Origin of the sequence: Flavobacterium sp. SH_e, assembly GCF_025717045.1 — a bacterium.
In the GTDB taxonomy this organism is placed as follows: domain Bacteria; phylum Bacteroidota; class Bacteroidia; order Flavobacteriales; family Flavobacteriaceae; genus Flavobacterium.
Genome location: NZ_JAOVZN010000010.1, coordinates 17,538 through 41,492, shown reverse-complemented (window position 1 = coordinate 41,492; position 23,955 = coordinate 17,538). Strand labels below are relative to the sequence as shown.

The window sequence follows — 23,955 nt, the reverse complement described above, 5'->3', positions numbered from 1 at the left end:
TTTTTGTTTTTGATGGGTTTTAAACAAGATTATCCCAATCATGCTGGAACCTCAAAAAATATATTCATTTGAATCTTATTTATAGCTAGACGATATTTATCTTCTTAATAAAGAAAATTAATTGTACATCAGAAAACAAGAGGTATAAAGAAGCACAAAATAGAGATATTTAAAAAAAAAGAGTTAAGATGTTAATAGATAACATTTTGACTCTTTTTTTATTGAACCATTTTTGAGAATATTTGATGTTCTCAACCGCTAAGTGTAAATTTTAGTTTGGATTATTGTTTTTTTAGTTAACGTAAAGTTTATGTTTGAATAAACTCAGGATGGTATACTTGCGTGTTAAATAACATACAATGAACAGAATATTTATAATGTTTTTACTTTTGACAGTAAATTCATTCGCGCAACAGATAAAATTTGAAAATTTTACAACGAATCAAGGATTATCTAATAATTCTGTAGTAGATATAGAAAGCGATAGAGATGGAGGTCTATGGATTGCAACTTGGGACGGTTTAAATTATTTTGATGGATATAATTTTAAAATTTTTAAAAACGATTTTAATAACCAGAAAACAATTTCCAGCAATTACATTACTAAACTTAAAAAAGATATTTCTGGAAAAATCTGGATCATGACAAAAGAGGGTCATGTAAACTGCTATCTTGGAAACAATGAATTTGAAGAGTTTAAATTTAAAACCACTCCGAAAAATCTTTATTTATCTCAGAAAGGAAATATTGTAGTAGAAACAAATACTGCATATTACGAATACAAAAACAAATCTTTTTCTGAAATATCTTCACAGAATGTCAAGAAAACTGATGTTGGTGATCTAAAGAAGATTTTGCTTCAAAAATATCCCAAACTTATTATTAATGATGTCCTAAAAGATAAATTAGGAAATATATGGTTTGCTACTCGCGAAAATGGATTGTTTATTATTACAAATGAAAATAAAATAGAACATCTTACGGCAGATCTGTATGCGCCATATTCTTTTAAAAACAACGAAATAGAAACTCTTCACAATGACGACTTCGGGAATATTTGGTTGGGTCAAAAAGATGGAGGTTTGAGTATGGCTTTTACAGGTTCTGAGAAAATAAACTCAATTATACCACATCCTGTAAAACAGCCTAATCTTCCAGATGAAACTATTAGAGCAATAACTAAAGATAGTAATGGGAAAATCTGGCTTGGTTATTACACAAAGGGACTTTATTGCTATAATGAAAGAAGCCATTTTTTCGAGAAATTTAAAATAGGCAAAGCAAGTTCTCACCCAGACTGGGAGCGAATTAGAAGTTTATTTACTTCGAGCGATGGAAGTATTTGGGCAGGAACCTATAAAGGAATCTTACGTGTTTTAGAAAATAAAGTTATTAGCTATGAAACTTCTAGCCTAGAAGAAGTTTCTATCAATAGATGCTATTCTATAATTGAAGATCAAAATGAACAGCTTTGGATGGGATGCTGGGGAGGTTTGGCTAAATTTAATTTGATAACGAATAAGTTTGAAAATTTTAAAGGACAGGAATTATTAAGTAAATATCACATCAGAAACGTCAAAAAAGACAATCAGAATCTTATTATTTCTACCGAGAATAATGGCGTAATCGTGTTTAATTTATCTACTCATTCTTTAAAAAGAATTACTACCAGAGAAGGAATTTTAGGAAACAGTATTTATTCTGTTTTTGTTGACAATGAATCTGATAATTATTGGATTGCTTCTTTGGGAGGCTTGAGCATTTTTAATAAAAAAACAGGAATAGTAAAAAACATTACAGAATTAGAAGGATTGCCAAGCCACATGGTTTACGGACTTATTGATACAAGAGATAAGGTTTGGATTAGCACTACAAAAGGAATTGCTTCTATTGATAAGAAAAAGTTTACTGTTACCTCTTACAATCCAGATCACGGATGGCAGGCTATAGAGTTTTCTGAAGGAGCGTATTATCAAGATTCTAAGGGGAATTTATTTTTTGGTGGAGTAGAAGGACTTAATTATTTTAATCCAAGTACGATTCATATCAATAACTCAAAAGCAAAAGTAAAACTAAAAATCGATGGGGTTGAAAATGATATGGCATCAATTGAAAAAAGCTTTAGTAATAATGAGTTAGAAATTGAAGTTATACCAATAATCTTTCCAAGAAACAGCAAAAATGAAATCTATTATAAATTGGAGGGTAGAGATGAAAATTGGATTCTTTTACCTGCCAACAATAAAATAGAATATTCTAATCTTTCTTCTGGCGATTATAGTTTCTTGATTAAACAAGGAAGGTATGGAAAACCAGAAGCAGTCTTTTTTTCTCTTCATATCGGAAAAGCGTTTTACGAATCGATATTGTTTTATATGCTTCTGTCAGGATTTATACTTCTGATGTCAATAATTGTCGTGTATGTCAAAAACAAAACAGCTCTTGCTCAGCAAAAATATCTTGAAGAGCTTGTTGCAGCTAGAACTGCTGTGATTGAAAACCAGAAAAAAGAAATGGAGCAGGTAAATGATGAATTGGATGAAAAAAATAGAAAAATTTTAGAACAGAAGGAAAAACTTCTTATTCTTCACAGCAATTTGAAAAAAGAAAATTTTGAAATAGAAAAGTTTAAAACTTTTATGCTGGCAGAATTTCAGGAGCCAATATCCAAAATTATTAAAATATCTAGCGCATTTAAAAAAGATACAGAAACGCATCGGGATTTAATAGTACAATCAGGGAAATTGGTAAAACTAATTTCCGAATGGAATTATTTGGAACATGTAAAGGATCTAGGTCCAATTAAAAAATCGCCTGTAGGTTTGTTTCCTGTTTTTAAGAACAATGTCGAAAAATTAAAAAAAGATTTACAGCTAAGTGAAGTCAATTTTAACTGCGAAATAGATAATTCAAATTGTTTTGCTTCAGTAGATGTTTTGCGTTTAAAACTTTCTATGCAATATTTTTTTAACGATTTAAGCAAATATTCAGACAGGGACAGCACCTTAAATATTTCAATTAGTCATAAAAACAATTTTGTAGAAATTAAAGCAATTTCAGATAGTGTAATTTTAAAAGAGAACTGGTACAATATTTCACATTACAGTCCATATTTTAAAGCCTTACAGCTTTTACTGGAAGATTTAGAAGGAGAATTAATTTCATCTGAAGAAGAAGATTTTGAAATCACGTTACAAATTCCAATAGAAGTAGTTGATCCTGATGTTAATTTTAAGGAAACCATTTCTTGGAAAAATTTTAATTCGACAGATCAATTTTCTGATGATAAAAAATGTCTTCTGGTTTTTGGAGATTCTTATAACAATCAAGCTGCAAATCAGGTTTTGGAAAGTGAAAATTTCAATTTGATTTTTGAAAACTCTATTTTCAATCTGAATTCAATAATGAAACAAATTGATATTTCAGCTTTGGTTTTATATCAGACAGAATTCTCTAAAAAGCTAATTGATTTTTTAAAATTGAATAAAGAAAGTTCAAATATTAAAATTCCGATGATTTATATCTCAGAAGACATTAATTACGAACTGAACGAACAATTATTAGAAATAGGCATAGAAACTCACATTCAGCTTCCTGCCAGTGCATCATTCGTTAGAAAAAAAATTGACAGTCTGATTAATCAAAGTACAGAACCTCTGCGAGAGCATAAAATTCAGGAGAAAATTTTTGAAATTCTCACAGGAGATAATGAGCATGTCACAGCCAACGACAGACTTTTAAGAAGGGCTTTGGAAATAATAAAAGGACAATTGCATAATCCTTCATTTAATGTAGAAGTGCTTGTTGATGAACTAGGAATTTCACGAGTAAAATGCTATCGCGTATTCAAGGAAACGTTAAATCAATCTCCTTCCGATATTTTAATGTCACTGCGATTACAAAAGGCAGAAGTTTTATTAAAAACAAAGAGGTTGAACATATCTGAAATAAGTTTTGAATGTGGTTATAATGATCCAAAATACTTTGGACGTTCTTTTAAAAAGTATTTTGGGAAAACTCCTAAAGAGTTTAAAGAGTTTAAGGAATACTCGGTTTAGGATTTTTGTTAGCCCTGTATTTGCGCAAAGTTAGGTCAATGTTAATGTGCAAAATTCACCTTTTTTGCTGTTAATTCTATCCTAATTTGAATTAAAAGTCCTCTTTTGAATAACAAAAATCCTCCCTTTGGAGGTGTCGTTAAGATACTTTTGGCAAAACAAAAAAAGTATTTTAAATGAAAAAAATTTATGCGTTATTACTTCTTGCCTTTGGATGTATGTCATACTCCTATGGGCAGATAAATGTATCAGGAGTCGTGGTTTCTGATGTTGAAAAAGTGCCTGTACCAGGGGTTTCTGTTTATATTAAAGGAGAACCTAAAGGCGCAGTAACAACTGATTTTGATGGGAATTTTAAAATTAAATCTCAGCAAAATGACGGTATTTTAGTTTTTTCTTATGTAGGATTTAAAACTAAAGAGGTTTCTTTCTCAGGTACTCAAAAATTAACTGTTTCTCTAGCAGAAGAAGTTAGTACTTTAAATGAAGTAGTAGTTGTTGGTTACGGTTCTCAAAAGAGATCTGATGTAACTGGAGCAATTTCTTCTGTAAAAAGTGAAAGTTTTAACAAAGGAGTAGTGGCCAATGCAGGACAATTGATTCAAGGTAAAGTTGCCGGGGTTAACGTTGTCGCTTCTAGTGGTGAGCCTGGAGCTACTCAAGATATTATTATTCGGGGAGTTGGAAGTTTACGCTCTGGTACAACACCTCTTTACGTAGTAGATGGATTTGCTTTAGATAACAGTAATACTGGTGTTGCTTCAAATCCTTTAAACTTCATTAACCCACAAGATATTGAAAGTATTGATGTGCTTAAAGATGCATCTGCGTCTGCAATTTACGGTTCTAGAGCTGCAAATGGAGTTGTGGTAATTACAACTAAAAAAGGTTCAAAAGGAAGAAGCCAAATCAATCTTTCTATGTCAACTGGTTTTTCTTCATTAGCGAATAAAGTTGATGTTTTTAGTGCTGACGAATTTAGAAGAGCAGTTGCGTCGGTAAATGGAAATTTACAAGATGGAGGTGCAAATACAGATTGGCAAGATGAATTAACAAGAACTGGAGTTTCTCAAAACGTTAATTTGTCGATGAGCGGAGGAACAGAAAAATCTACTTATTCTGCATCTGTTGGTATGGATGATCAGGAAGGTGTTCTAAAGAACAGTGATTTAAAACGTTATTCTGGACGTTTGAATTTAACTCAAAAAGCATTGAATGATAAATTTAATGTGGCTTTCAATTTGACTGGAACAAAACTAGAAAACTCTAGACCAGATGCTAGAACAGTAGTTGGAAATATGCTGACAATGAACCCAACTGATGCTGTGTATGTAAATGGGCAACCAAATACTAATTTGAGCAACGATGTTTTGAATCCATTGATCAGTCAAAACATTTACTCAGATATTACAAACAACAATCGTATTTTGGCTAACATATCTCCATCTTACGAATTCATTAAAGGATTAACTTATAAGTTTAATCTTGGTGTAGATTATTCTATGTCTGAAAGAGATATCCAAGTAATGCCTTATTCATCGGCAACAAATACAACTTTAGGTTCTTTGAATAACATAATTACTACAAATAACAATACTTTATACGAGAATACGTTAACATATAATTTCAATGTAAAAGCGCATAGTTTTACAGTTTTGGCTGGTCAATCGTACCAAAAAATTCAAGTAAATCAAAAAAGCTATAATTTATCTGGATTCCCTGATAATGGTGTAGAACCAAAAAATCAGATCGAAACAGCAAGTGAGCGTACAACACAATCTTCTTCTGCGGTAGAAAACGAACTTCAGTCTTTCTTTGGAAGATTAAATTACGCTTTCGACAACAAATATTTACTAACAGCAACAATGCGTGCTGACGGTTCTTCTAAATTTGGTAAAAACAATAGATATGGATACTTTCCATCTGTAGCATTAGGTTGGAATATTACTAAAGAAGATTTTTTAAAGGAATCAGAAATACTTAATAATCTTAAATTAAGAGCGAGCTGGGGACAAACAGGTTCTCAAGAGATTCCTTCAAAAATTACAAAAGCGAGTTATACTGAAAGTAACACAGGAAACGATACTTACCCATTAGATCCTTCTGCTACAGATTTGAGCGGATATCCTTATGGTTCAATCTATACACGTTTGGCTAACCCAAATATCCAATGGGAGGTTTCAACACAAGCAAATATTGGATTAGATTTTAGTTTATTCAATAATAGATTATCAGGTACTGTTGATTACTTTAACAAAGTTTCAGAAAACATTTTATTAGAAGTTGCGCCTACAGATCCAATTCAGCCAACATCAAAATATTGGACAAACATTCCTAACATGCAGATCAAAAACAATGGTATTGAGGTGGCTTTAGATTACAGCAGTGATAAAAGCAAAGATTTCTCATATAACATTGGTGGAAACATTTCTTTCACAAACAATAAAGTAGAAAATTCTCCTTATAAAATTTTAACTACCGGTGGTGCACAAGGAGGAGGACAGTCTGGAGCAACTATCAACGGTGTACTTAACGGACAACCTATTGGTTCTTTCTACATGCTTGATTTTATAGGAATTGGTCCTGATGGTTTAAACCAATTTGCTGATACAAATGGTGACGGGCAAATTCTTGATGATGACCGTATCGTTGCAGGAAGCGCTTTACCAGATTACATCTATGCTTTCTATTTAAACTTTAAATACAAGAATTTAGATTTAGGATTTAATTTCAATGGTGCTGGTGGAAACAAAATCTACAACCACGTTGCAATGACTTCATTCAACAGAGGAAGTTTAGCAAACTCTTTTAATACTACTGATAGAGCTACTCAATATTTAAATGAATCATCGACTAACTCGAATACAGTTTCTACAAGATATTTAGAAGATGGTAGTTTCTTAAGATTAAACAATGCTACTCTAGGATATAATTTAAGCCCAAAATTAGTTGGACTTGGTGATGTGATGGATAATATTCGTCTTTCAGTTACAGGACAAAACTTATTTGTAATTACAAAATACAGCGGTTATGATCCTGAAATTAATACAGGAACATCAGTTGGTGATATTCAATCTTTCGGAATTGATTATTTCAGTTACCCAAGAAGCAGAACGATTGTATTTGGCTTAAATGTAGCATTCTAATAAAAAAATATAACATGAAAAATAAAATAATAGTAGCAGCTCTTGCAATTGGTTTGTTATTTACCTGGAGCTGTACAGACTTAGAAGAAAAAGTACTGGACGAATCCTTGAATGGAGGAGGACAGGCAGAAGCGATAAGTGGTGCAATTGCTCCAGCTTACGGTCAGTTAAAAGCAACTTGGATCCATACTAACAATTTTGGTTTACAGTTAATTGCGAGTGACGAAGGTATTTTACCTTACAGAGGAGGAACAGATTGGTATGATGGAGGTAAATATTTAGCAGTTCACGCACATACAACGACACCTACAAATGACTTAGTGACAAGTACGTGGAATGAACTTACTAAAAACATTTCAAGAACACTATCTGCTATTGAAGTTTTAACTCCGCTTGCAGAAGATGGAAATACTGAAGCACAAGGAGCGCTTTATGAAATGAAAGCTTTAAGAGCATATTTAAATATGATGACTTTAGACAGCTGGGGACTTGTATTCAAAAAAGAATCGTCGGCTGCAACTTCAGAAATTCTTAGAGGACAAGACGCTGTTACATACATTGAGAATGAATTATTGTCTGTTGCAGATGTAATTAATACAGATAAAGGACCAGGTAGAATGACTCAATCTGCTGTTTGGGGACTTCTAGCAAGATTAAATCTAAATGCTGCTGTTTACCGTGATCCTTACGGAACACCAAATTTTACATCAGCAGATATGGATAAAGTTATTAAATACACAGATAATATTATAAACTCAGGAAAATTTACTTTATCTCCTGAATATTTTGACTTATTTGATGATGATAATAATTCTAACAAAGAGTTGATTTTTGCAATTGATCAGCGTGGAGTTTTAAAAGACGAAAACAACCGTTGGGCTTATTGGTCTATTCCAGGATCAATGTTTCCAAGACCTGAATCTATTAATGCAGATGGAACTGACGGTCCAGCGATTACTTCAGATTTCTATCAAACTTGGGTTGACGCTTACGGATCTGTAGATCCTGCTGATGCTGATTCAAGATTTTATAAAAACAATGCAAAAGTGCCAGATAACTTAAAAGATCTTACTGGATTTTCTCCTTTAAATGATGAGAATCACTACTACTGTGTAAAAGCAGAAGAGTTCGAAATTGATAGAGGAATTTTGAGAGGCATTCCGTGGGCTGCTAGAAAAGATGCTAACGGAGCATTTTATAAATGTGACACTGGATATAGAATTTACCCAGTTAAACAAATTAAAGGAAACGGACCAGACAAAAATGTGGGTTATGTTAACCTTACTTTGAAAGTTGATTTCACAAACGAAGGAAGTACACACGCTGCTGGATATAGAGTTTCTAAATACCAATTTAGCCATACTTCACCTGATGGAAATTACTACAGTAGTGTAGATATGGTTTTATTGAGATATGCTGAAATTTTCATGATGCGTGCTGAAGCTAAATTGAGAAAAGGAGATAACGCTGGTGCACTTGCTGATATAAATACAGTAAGAACTTCAAGAACAGCGCGTGCTCCAATCCCTGCGGCTCTTCCATCTATCAACTTGAATATTTTATACAGAGAATATGGATTTGAATTTTACTGGGAAGGTTTAAGAAGAAATACCCAAATTCGTTTCAGCCACTTCGAAGATAAATGGACTGAAAAATCAGATACAGATGTAAACAAAAGATTGTTCCCAATTCCTCAAGTAGCAATTGATGGAGCGTCTAACACACCAGGATATTTAGTTCAAAATAAAGGATATTAAGTAGTTGTTTTGTGTTTTATAGGAAGGCTGCCTATTGCTTAAGGCAGTCTCCTTTCGCTTAGTTGTTAAAACAGGGTGGTTAGCTTATAAAACCCCCTGTTTTTTAACTTTTTTCTTCAAAAATCCCAAACTCGTTTATAAAAGTTTTAAGTTTTAATCTGACTGCCCTTCAGGAAAAACAAATTCTTTTTATAATAAATCACCTTTTTTGCCCCTCAAACCTACCGCATTTTTTACCCAATATTTATTAATTTATTTCAAAATGAAAACATCATTTTTATTCATAAGTTTATTTCTTTCTCTTTTTGGAGCAGGAAATCGGCTATATTCTCAGGAGCAAGTTAAAATACATTCACATAATGATTATAACCAAACCGTTCCTTTCTGGAATGCTTATGCAAATGGGGCGTCATCTATTGAAGCTGATATTTTTCTAAAGGACAACAATTTATATGTATCACATGATGAGAAAGGAATTACCTCTTCTAGAACTTTAGAAGATTTGTATTTAAAGCCTTTAGAATCTGCTTTAAAAATGAATTTCAAAAAAGAGAATAAATTAACTCTACTAATAGACATTAAAACAGATGCTGAACCTACTTTGAACAAATTGGTTTCTGTTTTAAATAAATACGAATCAATTATTACTAATAAGGATATTAAAATAATTGTATCAGGAAATAGACCTGATGCAGAAACGTATGTAAAATATCCAAATTTTATCTACTTTGATTTTCAAGAATTAGGAAAATCTATTTCAAAAGAAAACTGGTCAAAAGTTGCTATGGTTAGCGCAGATTTTAAAAAGTATTCTGTTTGGAACGGATTAGGAAGACTAACTCATAACGATTATAACCGCATAAGCTCAGTTATTGCAAAAGCTAAAGAAACGAATAAACCATTCCGTTTTTGGGGAGCACCAGATTCAAAAAGTGCATGGAAAGCATTTTTAGAATTAGGAGTAGATATCATCAACACTGATTCTCCATACAATTGTGTTCAATATATTCAAACGCTTCCTACAAGATTGGTAACCGTAACAAATTCTTCAAAAGTTTATAAACCTACTTATAAAACAGATAAAAAAGAAGAGCCAGTTAAAAACGTAATTCTTTTAATTGGTGATGGAAATGGTTTGTCACAAATATCTTCGGCTGTTTTGGCTAATAATGGAGCATTATCTGTTACACAATTAAAAAGTATTGGTTTTATAAAAACACAATCTGCAGATGACTTTACAACAGATTCGGCAGCTGCTGGAACTGCATTGGCTACAGGCCAAAAAACAAATAATAGAGCAATTGGAACAGATAGTTTAAGAAAACCAATTGCAAATATTATGGAAGTTTTGCAAAAAAGAAAATACAGTACGGGTGTCATTACAACTGATGAAATCACTGGCGCAACTCCAGCTGCTTTTTACGCACACACAGAAGAGAGATCTAATACAGAGGAAATTGCTAAAGATTTATTAAAAAGTAAATTGAATTTGTTTATTGGAGGAGGAGCTTCTACTTTTAAAAATACTTCTTTGAGTTCTAAATTTAAATTATTGAATTCTGTTAAAGAATTAGAAACAGTAATAAGCGATACAGTTGGAGTTTTTATTGCTAACGGAAGAGTTCCATCGGTTATGGAAGGAAGAGGAGAATTACTCGCAGATGCTACAAAATATAGTCTTGATTTTTTGAACAAAAAGAAAAAGCCATTTTTCTTAATGATTGAAGGAGCACAGATTGATAGTTTTGGGCATGTTAATAATGCGGGCGGAATTGTATCTGAAACTATTGATTTTGATACAGCAATAACTCAAGCATTAATTTTTGCAGATAATAATAAAGGAACTTTGGTAATTATTACAGCAGATCACGAAACTTCTGGATTTGCGATTCCGCAAGGAAATGTAAAAAAACATAAAATTGAAGGAGACTTTATAACAAACGACCATACTGCAACGATGGTTCCTATCTTTTCTTATGGACCTCATTCGCAAGATTTTCAAGGAGTTTATGAAAATAATGAAGTGTTCAATAAAATACTTTCATTATTGAAATAAAGTCTAATCATTTCAAATCAGCTAAATAACAAAAAGGCCGTCTCAACGCTTGGAGACGGCCTTTTTGTTTAGTCTTTTAAACCTACATAAGTTTTGGCTTGGGCAGGATATTCCAGAAATGATCATAATTAAAAAACATAAAAATCTCAATTAAAACCAGCTCGAAACTCCAAGGGAGAAAGATCTGTTTTAATTTTAAACAATTTACTGAAGGATTGCGGATGTTCAAAACCCATTTCGTAAGCAATTTCACTTATTGATAAATTTGTTGTAGATAATTTCTCTTTAGCCACTGCTATTAGCTTGGCGTGTATGTGCTGTTGCGTGTTCTGCCCTGTAAGCACTTTTAGTAGAGTGCTCAAATATTTTTTGGAAACATTTAGTTCTTCTGCTAGAAATTGTACAGAAGGTAATCCGTGTTGCGAAATACGATGTTCAAAATAGTCATCAAGTAGATTTTCTAGCCGTTCCAAAATTTGATGATTGGTTTTCTCTCTTGTAAGAAACTGACGGTTGTAAAATCGGTCTGAATAGCTTAGAAGACTTTCTATCTGCGAAATGATAATCTGTTTGCTGAAACGATCAATATTCGTATGGTATTCTTGCTTAATGTTTTCAATAATACCACTGATCGTTCTCTGTTCTTTTTCTGAAAGAAACAGCGCTTCGTTTACTGAGTAATCAAAAAAATCATATCGTTTAATAGTTTTTACAAGTGATGTATTCCACAGAAAATCAGGATGTATTAATAGCATCCAGCCAGAACGTTTTTCAGCTGGGTCATGAGCTGGCTGGATTCTGAAAACCTGATTTGGCTCCATGAACGCCATAACACCTTCGTCAAAATCAAATTCTTGTTGTCCGTAATGCATTTTTCCAATCATTCCCTTTTTCAATGAAATCATATAGAAATCAAGAATCCAGTTTATTTCGCCAATGTCAACAGACTGTTTAATACTGCTGTAATCCACTACGCTAATGAGCGGATGCTCTGGTTTAGGCAGACCGCGAAGTTTGTGAAATTCGCTTATTGTTTTGATTCTCTGTGTCTGCCTTTGTTCCATAAATACAAATTTAGTGATGTTTTGCTGTTCTTGTCTCTTTAGAAATAGTTTTGTTTCATATCTTCCAGTAATCCAATTTGTTCGGGTTTCCAGTTTAGAAGCTTCTGCGTTTTTACGTTTTCTGCGGGACTGTCAAAAGAAATAAAACGGCTCATCCACTCAAAGTGTGCAGTAAGATCATCGCCTGAGAGAGAAGCAGAGGGCAGGTTTAACTTTTCGCTGATTAAGGTTGCAATGCTTTTTATTTCAATGCTGTATTCGCCCACAACATTATATAGTGCACCTTTTATACCTTTCTCTGCTGCAAGACGGAAAGCTTTTGCCGCATCTAAACGGTGTACTGCAGTCCAGCGGTTTGAACCATTTTCAGGATAAGCCGAAATACCGTTTTTGCGCGCCTGTGCAATAATAAATGGAACAAAGCCCTTGTCGCCTTTGTCATGAACCGAAGGTGCTAGACGGATTACTGAAGCATTAATGCCTTTTTCAGCCAGTGCGAGTGCAGTAGTTTCAGAAGAACGAGGAATGCCAGATGATCTGCTTTCTTCCGTAATGATTCCATTAATGAGTGGTAATCCCAAAGTGCCTGCTGTTACTATCAGCGGTTTGTTTGTACCAAGTAATGCTTCGCCCATTGCGTTAATAGCCTCTTTGTCCATTTCTGTGGCTTTTGCAAATTGTGTAAAATCGTGAAAAAAAGCTATATGGATAACAGCATCAGCCTGTAGAGTTCCATATTTTAATATTTCCAGATCTTCAAGATCTCCTATTAATGCTTCTGCGCCTAAATCTCTTATGATCTGTGCAGATTTTTCTGAACGCGCCAGACCTATTACCTGATGCCCAGCACTTATTAATTCTCTTACTACCGCAGAGCCAATGAAGCCCGAAGCTCCAGTTACAAATATTTTCATTTTAATACTGTTTTTTATTTAGACAAAGATCAGTACAATAGAAAGAGTAAATGTTTCCAAAAGTCAGATTGTTGTAGCCAGAATGGAAATGCCTTCTTTTAAAAGGTTATATTTATCCAAATCAAAACCATATAAATCTGGTGCTCTATGCCCACCTTTTCGTCATTTATTTAATTTAGTGAGAATATCATAATGAAGAAATTTGCTTTAAAAATTTCCTATATTTAATTTCTTTCCTAAAATGCCTTTATGTAGTTTTTGAAGTTCAGGCATTGTCTCAGGAAGAATATTATAACCAATAAGATGATTATTTAATTGTTCTCTAAGTGTAAGCAAAGGGCTTATCATAAATACTTCTGGTATCCATCAAATGGTCTTCTGTAAATGTACTCTTATATAACATTTACTATGAAGCTTTTTTAAAATTTTGTTACTCAGTATCTCTTTTCTGAATGATACTCAATTCTTTATTAAAAGAATTTCTATATTTTTTTATATATTCTGAAGGTTTCATTCCAAACAGTTTTACGAATTGCTGACGGAAATAACGCTGATCTTCTATACCAACCTGAGGACCAACTTGTGCAATATTGATGTTTTCAGTAAGCATAATTACGGCAGCTCTACGGATTCTGATAGATCTAATAAAAACATTTACGGTTTGTCCAGAAATCGCTTTAATCTTCTTGTAAAGACTTGAATGACTCATTCCCATTGCAGCTGAAAAACTCTTTAGGTTAAATTCGCTGTTTTCAAGATTGGCTTCGACGATTTCGATACATTTATCAAGAAATTCTTTGTATTCAAGAGGAACTTTATTTGCATTTTCGCGAAGTGTTATACTATCCAAGAAATATTTGCGCAATTGTCCTCTGTTTCTAAGAACAGAATCAACTCGCGCCAAAAGTATGTCACTATCAAAAGGTTTGGTAACATAATCATCGGCACCTTCTATAATACTTTGTAAGTGAATATTATTACTAGTTGTAGCCGTGAGAAGTATTACCGTAATATGGCTCAAATCATCATTTTGTTTGATTTTTTTGCATAAATCCAAACCGTTCATACCTTCCATTGAGATATCGCTGAGTACAATATCTGGCATATGTTTTTCTACCAGTTTTAATCCTTCTATACCATTAAAAGCAGAATAAACAATATAGTTTTTAGAAAAAAGCTGAACGAGATATTGATTCATCTCTGGATTATCTTCAACAATTAGCAATATTTTTTTTGTGCTAATTAGTTCTTCTTGTAAAGTTTCTGGATGTGATGGCTTGATTCTTTTTTCAATTGTATTTTGATGTGCAACAGGTATTCCTTCAAGAAGTTCAGCCACAATTGGAGACATTTGCTGTTGCTTTTCGTTTATGTTCATTTCTGTAAAATGACTGTTTCCTTTTAAAAGTGTTACAATAAACGAAGTTCCTTCCCCAACTTTACTTTTACAAATTAATTCACCATGATGTTTATTCGTAAAATATTTAGCAATATAAAGACCTATTCCAAATCCGTTGCTAGCTTTAGTTTGAATTTGCTTGAATTTTTCAAAAATCGTATCAATGTCATTTTCATCGATACCGCTTCCAGTATCATTAATAATTATTGAAACATCATCAATATTCTCAGTTATCTCAATGGTGATTGATCCTCCATTTGGGGTAAATTTAAAAGCATTTGAAATTAAATTGAAAAGAGTAATTTCTATTTTTTCATAATCTCCATATATTTCTGTCGATGCTTTTTCTTCAATAAACTGATATTTCAGACTTTTAGCTACTGCCATTTGTGTAAAACTCTCGTAGATTTCTCTGCAAAGAACATTTAAATTAATCTTCGAAATTTTGAGTTCATCAAGATCAGTTTCTGCTTTTCTAAACAACAGTAATTGATCTGTAAGACTCAATAATCGTTTAGCATTTTTATAAGCGAGATTTAGATCAAGATCATCTTCAGAATGTTTCTTTCTTTCCACTACACTTTTAAGCGGATTTATAATTAAAGATAGTGGGGTGCGTAATTCATGAGCCATATAAGTGAACATCGAAAACTGCTTTTCGGCATGTTCTTTGTCTTTTATATGTTCCATACGAGCAAGTTTTATTTCGTAGCGAAGTCTCTCTTTGTTTTTATGATAACCTACATAAGCATAAATAGCACTGATTATACCAATTATATAAAATGTATAAGCCCACCAAGTTCTATACCACGGCGGAAGAATTTTTACAGTTGCCAACGCCACTTCATTATTCCAATTTCCGAAAATATCGGTTGTCTTAACCTTAAAAATATAAGTTCCTTCGGTCAGTCTAGAATAATTTGCTCTATTATTTTTTGAAGTATAATTCCAGTTTTTGTCCCAACCTTCAAGGAAATATGCAGTGTTGATTTTTTCAGAATTGACATAATCGAGATACACAAAATCGAAACTTAAAGCCGATTTTTCATAAGGGAGTTCGGCACTGCTGATCATTTCTAGCTTTTTTTCTGTTATATAAGGGCTATCCAATTTTAAAGACTGATTATTTACAAGCAAATCATTTAATAAAAATTTACCTGTATTTTTTTTGTCTTTAATACTGTCCGGATGAAAAACATTGAATCCGTTTATGCCTCCAAAAATAAATTCTCCTGTTGACAGTTTCGTACCTGAATTCCAACTAAACTGATTGCTCTGGACACCATCGGTGACACCAAAATTTCTAAATCTATTATTTCTGGGGCTAAATCTTGAAATTCCATGATAAGTACTCATCCATAAATTTCCTTCTTTGTCTTCTAATAAACGAAGTATTGTATTGCTAGGAAGTCCGTTTTGAGTGGTGTATTTTTTATAAGTCCCTGTTTTTCTATCAAATAAAAGAAGACCGCCTTCGACTGTACCAATCCAAAGATTCTTATTTTGATCTTCAGTGATGCATCTGACGGTATATTCAGAATGATATTTTTTTACCTTTTTTGTTTTCGGTTCTATCTCAAAAAAGGAATTGAAAGTTCCGCCCCAGATTTTCCCGTCTTTAGTTTCATAAAGACAGGTAACATCGCGTAAAGTATTACTGTAGCAGATAAATTTATTTTGTTTTCTATCCAATTGATATAGAGCACCAGAGTTTGTTATAGCAAGCCACAGTGTATTTTTTGAATCTAAAAAGAGGAGCCATGATTCCTGTTCCGCTTTTTTAGTAAATTGATTGTAAATTGAAAAATTTTGAATTGCCTTTGATTTTGGATCGATTCGGCACACGCCACCTTTCCACATAGCAACCCAAATGGCATTATCAGAATCTCTGACAATACTTGTAACAAAATCACTTTGAATTTTTCTGCCAGCAGCCGATGTTGTAGAGTAGACGTCATAAGTGTTTTGCTTCCTATTCCAATATCGCATTCCAGCGCCATCTGTTCCTATCCAGATATTTTTCTTTTCATCTTCACAGAAAGAAAGCATGAAGTTTGCCGCAGGATCTTCATCTTCTTTATGAGTCAGTGGGTTCTTGCTTTTAAAATGATTAAAATAGAGCGGTTTTTTCCCCATCATACTTACGCCTCCGCGAAGGGTTCCAAACCACAATTCTCCAGTTTTGCTTTCAAATATGTCGTATAAGGATTTACTATTAAGCAATGGAAATGGCCCACTGGCTCGATATAAAACTGGAGCAGTCTGATTTTTTGTTATGGTGAAAATACCAGCTCCATCGGTGGCAATCCAGAGTCTGTTTTCTTGCTGAAAGAAATCACGCACTACTGTTTTTTCAAGAAAGTAATTTTTAGAATAACTATTTAGACTTTCATTATATAAATAAGCACCTTCGTCTGAACCAACCCAAAGTCCTTCATTTGTAAATTTAATGCAATTTGCGCCCGTAATTGTGTTGTTAAGAAGCGTCAGTTTTTTGGATTTAATATCGTATTTACAAAGTCCAATATCAGTTATAAAAACATAGAAGATTTGTTTTTTCTCATTGTAGGCTATTGATCTTGCGATGTAATTTAATTTTCCTTTGAATGGTATTGCAGTTCCAATTTTTTCGCCCTCTTTATAAAGTACTATTGCTTCTTTTGTGGCAACAAGAATAATATGCAGAGAATGTACAGCAATTATTTCGTAAGCAGTAACATTTAAAACTTTGATTTTGTTGTTACTATCATAATATTTTAGCGGACTGAAAGAAGATCGTTCAGCATTAAAAATAACTGGTCCAGCAGTTGTTCCTATCCACAAATTATTTTCAAAGTCACCTTCAATACAGCTTATGGCATTTCCTTGAATAGAATTTGGATCGGTATGAATATGGCGATAAATTTTAAAATCATTTCCATCATATCGATTAAGTCCGTCAAAAGTTCCAAACCACATATATCCGTTTTGATCCTGATATATTGATGCCACAGAATTATTAGAAAGCCCTGAAGAAATATCAAGATGCTTTATTGGGTAATTCTGCCCAAACATACTTATCGAAAGAAGACTAATAAAAAGAAAAGACTTTAGCTTATTCATTGATTTTTTTTAAAAGCTTGTTACTCTTTGGTACAAGACACCACGATCTGAAAATCGGATTTGATTTTACATGGATATATGTTAAATCAGTATACTTTACGAAAATAATGATTTATTGTAAAGCGTGTAAAAATAACATTTGTTTTTTGGATTAATTGTTACTGTGATTTTATGTTTTTTGTTAAACATTTGGAATACTGCGATTTTTTAAAGTATATGTTTCTAAAATTTATCAGTTAAAATCTACAGTCAGTTTGATTATTAAAAACATTGTTATAGATGGGAATTATTTCTTTTATCGTTTTTTTTAGAGTGAAAAAATGAATAATATGTTTTTATTGGGTGTTATATGCATGCTTTTACGAAATTGTCCCCTTTTATAAATGAATTTTTCCCTGTCTTAAAAACTTCCTGTAGCCTTAATTTGCAGTATGAGTTGATAAGCGATATCGTTTGAACAAAGTTGCTTTGTTTTTTCTTTAAAGCATATCAAAGAATGCGACCTAACTAATTATCTTAACCAAAAAAAACTAACATGACCAACACTCCAATTAAAAATTTACGGTAGAAAACCTTACTTCATTCATTCTAGAAAAATAGAATAGCTTATTTGACAAGCAGATTTTAATCTTTTAGAGATATTTCTATAAAATATTATTAAATGTAAATGGAGAATATTTCCTTAAAAGTTATATTTCTGCAAATGATTTCGTAATCAAACAAATTAACCAAACTAACTTAAAACCAAACTGATTAAAAGTATGAAAAGAATTAAAACCAAATTTTTACTTTTATTACTCTTACTTCCTTTTTGTGTCTTTGCTCAGAGCACAATAAGTGGTATTGTCTTGGAAAAGGATTCCAAGCAGCCCATACCAGGAGTAAACATTAAAGTGGTAGGTGCAAATATTAGTGCCTCTACTGATTTTGATGGAAAATTTCAATTAACTGGAGTAAAATCAAATAGTCAAATTGCATTTTCCTATACTGGTTATACAACCCAAACTATTCCAGTTGGCGGACAAAAAAACATTACTGTATATCTTGAAGAAGACACCAACCAGCTGAAAGAAGTAGTTGTTCAGGTAGGATACGGAATCGTTAAAAAGAAAGATGCTACAGGATCTGTTACGGCACTTTCTACAAAAGATTTTAACAAAGGAAATAATGTTACTACAGAAAGTCTTTTTAACGGAAGAGTTGCTGGTTTAACAGTTAATTCAACAGGTGCGCCAGGTTCTAGTTCTCAAATTAGAATTAGAGGAGGAAGTTCGCTTTTTGCAAGTAATGATCCTCTTATTGTTATCGACGGATTACCTCTTGATAATACTACAAATACAGGATCTTCTTCTTTTTTAGCATCATTAAATCCTGCAACTGTTGAGTCGATAACGGTTTTAAAAGATGCTTCGGCCTCAGCAATATATGGTTCTAGAGCTTCAAATGGTGTAATTATTATAACTACTAAAAAAGGTAGTAAAACATTATCAGTAGATTACAACGTGCAATATGCAGCAGGTTCTCTGACTAAAACTGTTGATGTTTTTAGTGCAGATGAATTTAGAAGTGTTATTGCTGACAGAAGAAGTGATGATTTAAATAAATTGGGAACTGCAAATACTGATTGGCAGAAAGCAATTTATAGAAACACTGGTACGATAGATCAAAGTTTAGCCGTAAGAGGAAATTTATTTAATGTTATTCCAACAAGTTTAACTCTTGGAAATACAGATCAGCAGGGTTTACGATTGACCAATACTTTTAAAAGAAATACGGTTGGTTTAGTAATGAATCCAACGTTTCTTGACAATCATTTAAAACTTAGGCTTTCTGCTAATTACACAAACGAAAAAAACAGATTTACAGATGCTGTTGAAGGAGCAGCTATAGGTTTTGATCCGACACAACCAATAAAAGTTGAAGGCGCACCTTATGGAGGTTATTTTGAATATACTACAGGGATTGATGCCAATGGAAATTACCCTTTAGTTTCAACTGCTGCAAGAAACCCTGTCTCACAATTAGTAAATACAAATGATAGAGGAACAAATGACAGGATTTTTGGAAATTTTGAAATCGATTATAAATTTCATTTTTTACCTGCTTTAAGAGCTGTTGTAAATGTTGGTTTTGACGAATCTGATGGAGATAGAAGAAGATTGGTTGGCGCTGATGCAGGTTCTGCGCCATCAAACAACAACATTCCGTATGGAACAGATGAATACACAGAAGCAACTAGAAAAAATAAATTATTAGATACTTATTTAGTTTATAACAAAACTTTCAATTCATTGAATTTTGAAATGACTGGCGGTTATTCGTATCAAAAATTTCAAAGTTCAAGATTTGAAACGGGCAATATTCTAAACCCAGATTTGCCATCAACATTTCCTGAAACTACTCTAGATACGGATGTTGTTTTGATAGGATTCTTTGCCAGAACAAATTTGAACTTTAGAGACAAATATTTATTAACGCTGTCTTACAGAAGAGATGGTTCATCAAGATTTGAAGAAGATAATCGCTGGGGGAATTTCCCTTCTGTAGCTTTTGGATGGAAAATCAAAGAAGATTTCTTTAAAGAAAGTACTGTCTTATCAGACTTAAAATTAAGATTGAGTTACGGAATTACAGGACAGCAGGATATTCCTGAACCAAACGGATACTTGCAAAAATATCAAGTGGGTGGCGGAAACTCTGAGTATTATTTTGGAGATAGTCCGGTTCCAGTTGCACTTCCTTCAAAAAGAACAAACGATTTGAAATGGGAAGAAACTACTTCGTACAATGCAGGTCTTGATTTCGGATTTTTAGATAATCGCTTAACTGCTGGACTTGATGTTTATTACAAAGAATCTAAAGATTTGTTAGTAAATGCAGCAATATCTGACGGAAGTAATTTTTCGAACCGTGTTTATCAGAATGTGGGAAGCTTTACCACAAAAGGTGTCGAGTTTACGATTAATGCGAATGCAATTAAAACAGAAAATTTTAATTGGAATATGAATTTTAATATTTCCAAGTTTGAACGAAGAATCAAAAATCTTGTTGGAGGAACCGATATTTATTTAGGAGACAATATTGCAGGAACAGGAACTCCTGGGCAAATTTTTAGAGAAGGTTACACTCCTTATTCGTTCTATGTTTACAAGCAATTATATAACAGTGAAGGAAAACCAATCGAGGGAGCTTTTGCAGATTTAAATGGCGATAATATTAAAAATGATTCAGATAAATACATTTATAATAATCCAGATCCAGATTTTACATTGGGATTTGCTTCTAATATGAATTACAAAAAGTTTGACTTTTCATTCAATTTAAGAGCAAGTATTGGTAACCGAATTTTTAATGCCGTAGATGCAAGTAGAGCGCAATATGATGCTATGGAAAATGGTGGAGTTTTAAGTAATATTCCATCTCAGGTATTAGAAACTAATTTCCAAACTACTTCAAATGTTGTATTATCAGATCTTTATATTGAAAATGCTTCGTTTCTAAAATTAGATAATATTACGCTAGGATATACTTTAAATAATTGGGTAAACAGTAAAGCCTCGTTAAGAGTATCAACTGGAGTTCAGAATGTTTTTGTACTTACAAAATACAGTGGCTTAGATCCTGAAATCACAAATAATGGTGTAGACAAAACGATTTATCCAAGACAGCGATCAATCTTATTTGGTCTTAATCTTAAATTTTAATAGCGAAATCATGAAAAAATATATAGTAACAGCAATAGTTGCATTGACTTTGGTTTTTCAGTCGTGTACTGATGATTTAAATGTAGTTTCGGAAGATGATGATGTTCTTTCTTCAGATGTATTATTTTCTACGCCTGAAGGTTACCAGAAAGCATTTGCCGGAGTGTACGGAAACTTAACTTTAACAGGAGTACTTGGCCCAGATAATTCTTCGCTTGAAGGAGTAGATGCTGGTACAAGTCAGTTTACAAGATGTTTGTTATACATGCAGGAATTAACTACCGACGAATTGGTTTGGAGTTATGAAAATGACGCGGGAACGGCTGAATTACAGCGTAATATCTGGACGGCTGCAAATCCTATTATTTTAGGAATGTTTAGTAGAACAATGGTTTCTGTAGCTTATGCAAATGAGTTTTTGCGTCAAAGTACTCCAGAAAAATTAAGTTCAAGAGGTATTACTGATGCAGCAATTCTGGCAGATATCGCACTTTACCGTCAAGAAGTTCGTGTTTTAAGAGCCTATGCTTATTATAACATGATGGATTTATTTGGAAAAGCGCCAATGTATACTGAGAATGATCCTTTAAATTTTGCGGGACCTGAATTTAACAGAAAACAGCTATTTGACTATGTGGAATCAGAATTAAAAGCGGTTTTACCTGATTTAAAAGCACCAAGAACAAATGAATACGGAAGGGTAGACCAATCTATGGCACGTATGATTTTGGCTAAAATATATTTGAATGCACAAGTTTATATTCAGGAAGATCGTTTTGATGACTGTGTTGCAATGTGTAACGAAATCATTGCTGGCGGTTACACTTTGAAACCGAAATACCTGGACAATTTTAAGGCTGACAATAATACTTCTGAAGAAATCATTTTTGGAATCCAATCGGATGGAGCAGTTTCTCAAAACTGGGGAGCAACAACTGTTTTAACAAATGGACAAATTGGAGCTTGGGAAAATAATGGCGCTGATTTTGGAATTGGAGGTTGGACAGGAGCGCTTAGAATTAGAAAAGAATTTGTTCAAAAGTTTGATGGAACAAAATTCAGCCAGGATACCAGAAATACAATAGGAAAAGGTGTTCAGGGCGATCCATCAAAACAAAGATCTATTGATATCGATGATATTGGTGTAAAAACGCAAGGTTATATTTTATCTAAATTTTCTAATAAAACTTCAACAGGAGTTAACGGAAGCAGTTCTACTTACGCAGATACTGATTTCCCATTATTTAGATTGGCAGATGTATATTTAATGTATGCAGAAGCTACTTTAAGAGGCGGAAACGGAACAACAGCTCAAGCTTTAGATTATGTAAATGCATTAAGACAAAGAGCCAATTCCAATTCAACTGTTGGAAATATTACTTTAAGTGAATTAACGCTTGATTTTCTTATTGATGAAAGAGCCCGTGAATTGCATTGGGAAGCGCACCGAAGACAAGATTTAATCCGTTTTGGTAAATATACTGGAGGATCTTATAACTGGGCATGGAAAGGAAATTCTTCAAAAGGAATTGCTATTCCTACTTACATGAGTGTTTTTCCAATTCCAGAAGGATCATTGGGAGCAAATAGAAATTTAACTCAAAACACGGGTTACTAATTTTTTTAACTTAAACGATATACAAAATGAAACTTATATATAAATTATTTATAGCTGTAGTATTGCTTACAGGATTTTGGTCTTGTGAAAACGAAGAAAATTTAATGATTTTGGAACCTCAGGAAGCTGCTTTTGCTCTTATAACTCCAGAAAATGGTTCTTCTGTTATTCTAAATAAAGAAACTCCAAACAATACTGCTTTGACTTTAACTTGGGAAAAAGTAAGTTACGGAACTCCAACAATTGTTACCTATACAGTACAATTTGCAGCTAGCAATACTGAATTTGCTGCACCAGTAGATATTACAACTGCTACAACCACACACGCAACTATTTCAGTAGCAGAACTTAATGCAAAAGCTTTGTCACTTGGTCTTGCGCCTGATGTTGAAGGAACAATTGATATCAGAATTAAATCGACTGTTGGAACAACGCTTTCAGAACCAAAACTTTCTACACCAATCACTATTACGGTAACTCCTTACAGAGGTGAATTCCCTAAAGTTGATTTGTTTTTAGTAGGGCCAGGTACATCTGCAGGATGGAGTGTAGATAACAACAATATGCCAATTTTTAGAGATACTAAAGAAAATGCAAAACAATATTATACAGGATACTTCAATCCGGATGGTTTTAAATTAATCGAGCAAATTGGTTTCTGGGCTCCAATGTACGGAACAAACGGTGCCGCAGTACAATACAGAGCAACAGAAAGTGACCCTGATCCAGGAGTTTTCCCAACTACAGCTGCAGGTTATTATAGTTTTGAAATTAATCTTGAAGAATTAACGTATAAAATCACGCCTTATACAGGGCCAATGACAACGTATGCTACAATCACTTTAACAGGATCTGTATTAACAGGTGATGATACAGGATGGAATATGGATGTTCCTTTGGTTAAATCTGATTTTGATGGACATATCTGGAAAGTTACTCAAACTTTAAAAGCAGGAAAAATGAAATTCAGAGCAAACAATAGTTGGGATGTTAACTGGGGAGACAATGGAGGAGATATTATTGTTGAGGCTGGAAAATATGATATCTGGTTCAATGACTTAGATGGCCGTTACATGTTTATAACAGTTCCATAATTGAATTAAAAAAAAGAAGCCTCTAAAAGCTTTTTGAGGCTTC

10 protein-coding genes are annotated in these 23,955 nt (G+C 33.0%); 7 read left to right on the top strand and 3 right to left on the bottom strand.

Going from position 1 to position 23,955, the window contains the following annotated elements; all coding sequences use genetic code 11:
• The first annotated feature begins 359 nt into the window (after nucleotides 1-359).
• The 4 genes from OD917_RS21450 (at nucleotide 360) to OD917_RS21435 (ending at nucleotide 11,017) form a co-directional block, all read left to right on the top strand.
• Nucleotides 360-4,058 (top strand): two-component regulator propeller domain-containing protein, encoded by a 3,699-nt coding sequence (locus tag OD917_RS21450; protein WP_263525423.1) that lies wholly within the window; start codon nucleotides 360-362, stop codon nucleotides 4,056-4,058.
• Between the two features lie 176 nt (nucleotides 4,059-4,234).
• Nucleotides 4,235-7,204, top strand: coding sequence for a SusC/RagA family TonB-linked outer membrane protein (locus OD917_RS21445; protein WP_263525422.1), 2,970 nt, complete (start codon nucleotides 4,235-4,237; stop codon nucleotides 7,202-7,204).
• 14 nt (nucleotides 7,205-7,218) lie between these two features.
• Nucleotides 7,219-8,961, top strand: coding sequence for a RagB/SusD family nutrient uptake outer membrane protein (locus tag OD917_RS21440; RefSeq protein ID WP_263525421.1), 1,743 nt, complete (start codon nucleotides 7,219-7,221; stop codon nucleotides 8,959-8,961).
• A 262-nt stretch (nucleotides 8,962-9,223) separates the two neighbouring features.
• Nucleotides 9,224-11,017: an alkaline phosphatase gene (locus OD917_RS21435; RefSeq protein ID WP_263525420.1), complete on the top strand. Its 1,794-nt coding sequence runs from the start codon at nucleotides 9,224-9,226 to the stop codon at nucleotides 11,015-11,017.
• A 146-nt stretch (nucleotides 11,018-11,163) separates the two neighbouring features.
• On the opposite strand, the gene OD917_RS21430 is transcribed toward OD917_RS21435, so the two are convergent.
• The 3 genes from OD917_RS21430 to OD917_RS21420 form a co-directional block, all read right to left on the bottom strand.
• Nucleotides 11,164-12,081, bottom strand: a complete 918-nt coding sequence (locus tag OD917_RS21430) for a helix-turn-helix domain-containing protein (protein ID WP_263525419.1) — start codon at nucleotides 12,079-12,081, stop codon at nucleotides 11,164-11,166.
• A 38-nt stretch (nucleotides 12,082-12,119) separates the two neighbouring features.
• A complete protein-coding gene (locus OD917_RS21425; protein ID WP_263525418.1) occupies nucleotides 12,120-12,995 on the bottom strand; it encodes an SDR family oxidoreductase in 876 nt (291 codons plus the stop codon).
• Nucleotides 12,996-13,425: 430 nt separating this feature from the next.
• Nucleotides 13,426-17,496 (bottom strand): two-component regulator propeller domain-containing protein, encoded by a 4,071-nt coding sequence (locus OD917_RS21420; protein ID WP_263525417.1) that lies wholly within the window; start codon nucleotides 17,494-17,496, stop codon nucleotides 13,426-13,428.
• Nucleotides 17,497-18,257: 761 nt separating this feature from the next.
• On the opposite strand from OD917_RS21420, the gene OD917_RS21415 reads away from it, so the two are divergent.
• The 3 genes from OD917_RS21415 to OD917_RS21405 are packed head-to-tail and all read left to right on the top strand — an operon-like array spanning nucleotide 18,258 to nucleotide 23,912.
• Nucleotides 18,258-21,200, top strand: coding sequence for a SusC/RagA family TonB-linked outer membrane protein (locus OD917_RS21415; RefSeq protein WP_263525416.1), 2,943 nt, complete (start codon nucleotides 18,258-18,260; stop codon nucleotides 21,198-21,200).
• 10 nt (nucleotides 21,201-21,210) lie between these two features.
• Entirely contained in the window at nucleotides 21,211-22,818 is a 1,608-nt protein-coding gene (locus tag OD917_RS21410) for a RagB/SusD family nutrient uptake outer membrane protein (protein ID WP_263525415.1), read from the top strand.
• A gap of 26 nt (nucleotides 22,819-22,844) precedes the next feature.
• Complete coding sequence (locus OD917_RS21405; protein ID WP_263525414.1) at nucleotides 22,845-23,912, top strand: SusE domain-containing protein; 1,068 nt, start codon at nucleotides 22,845-22,847, stop codon at nucleotides 23,910-23,912.
• Nucleotides 23,913-23,955: the final 43 nt, after the last annotated feature.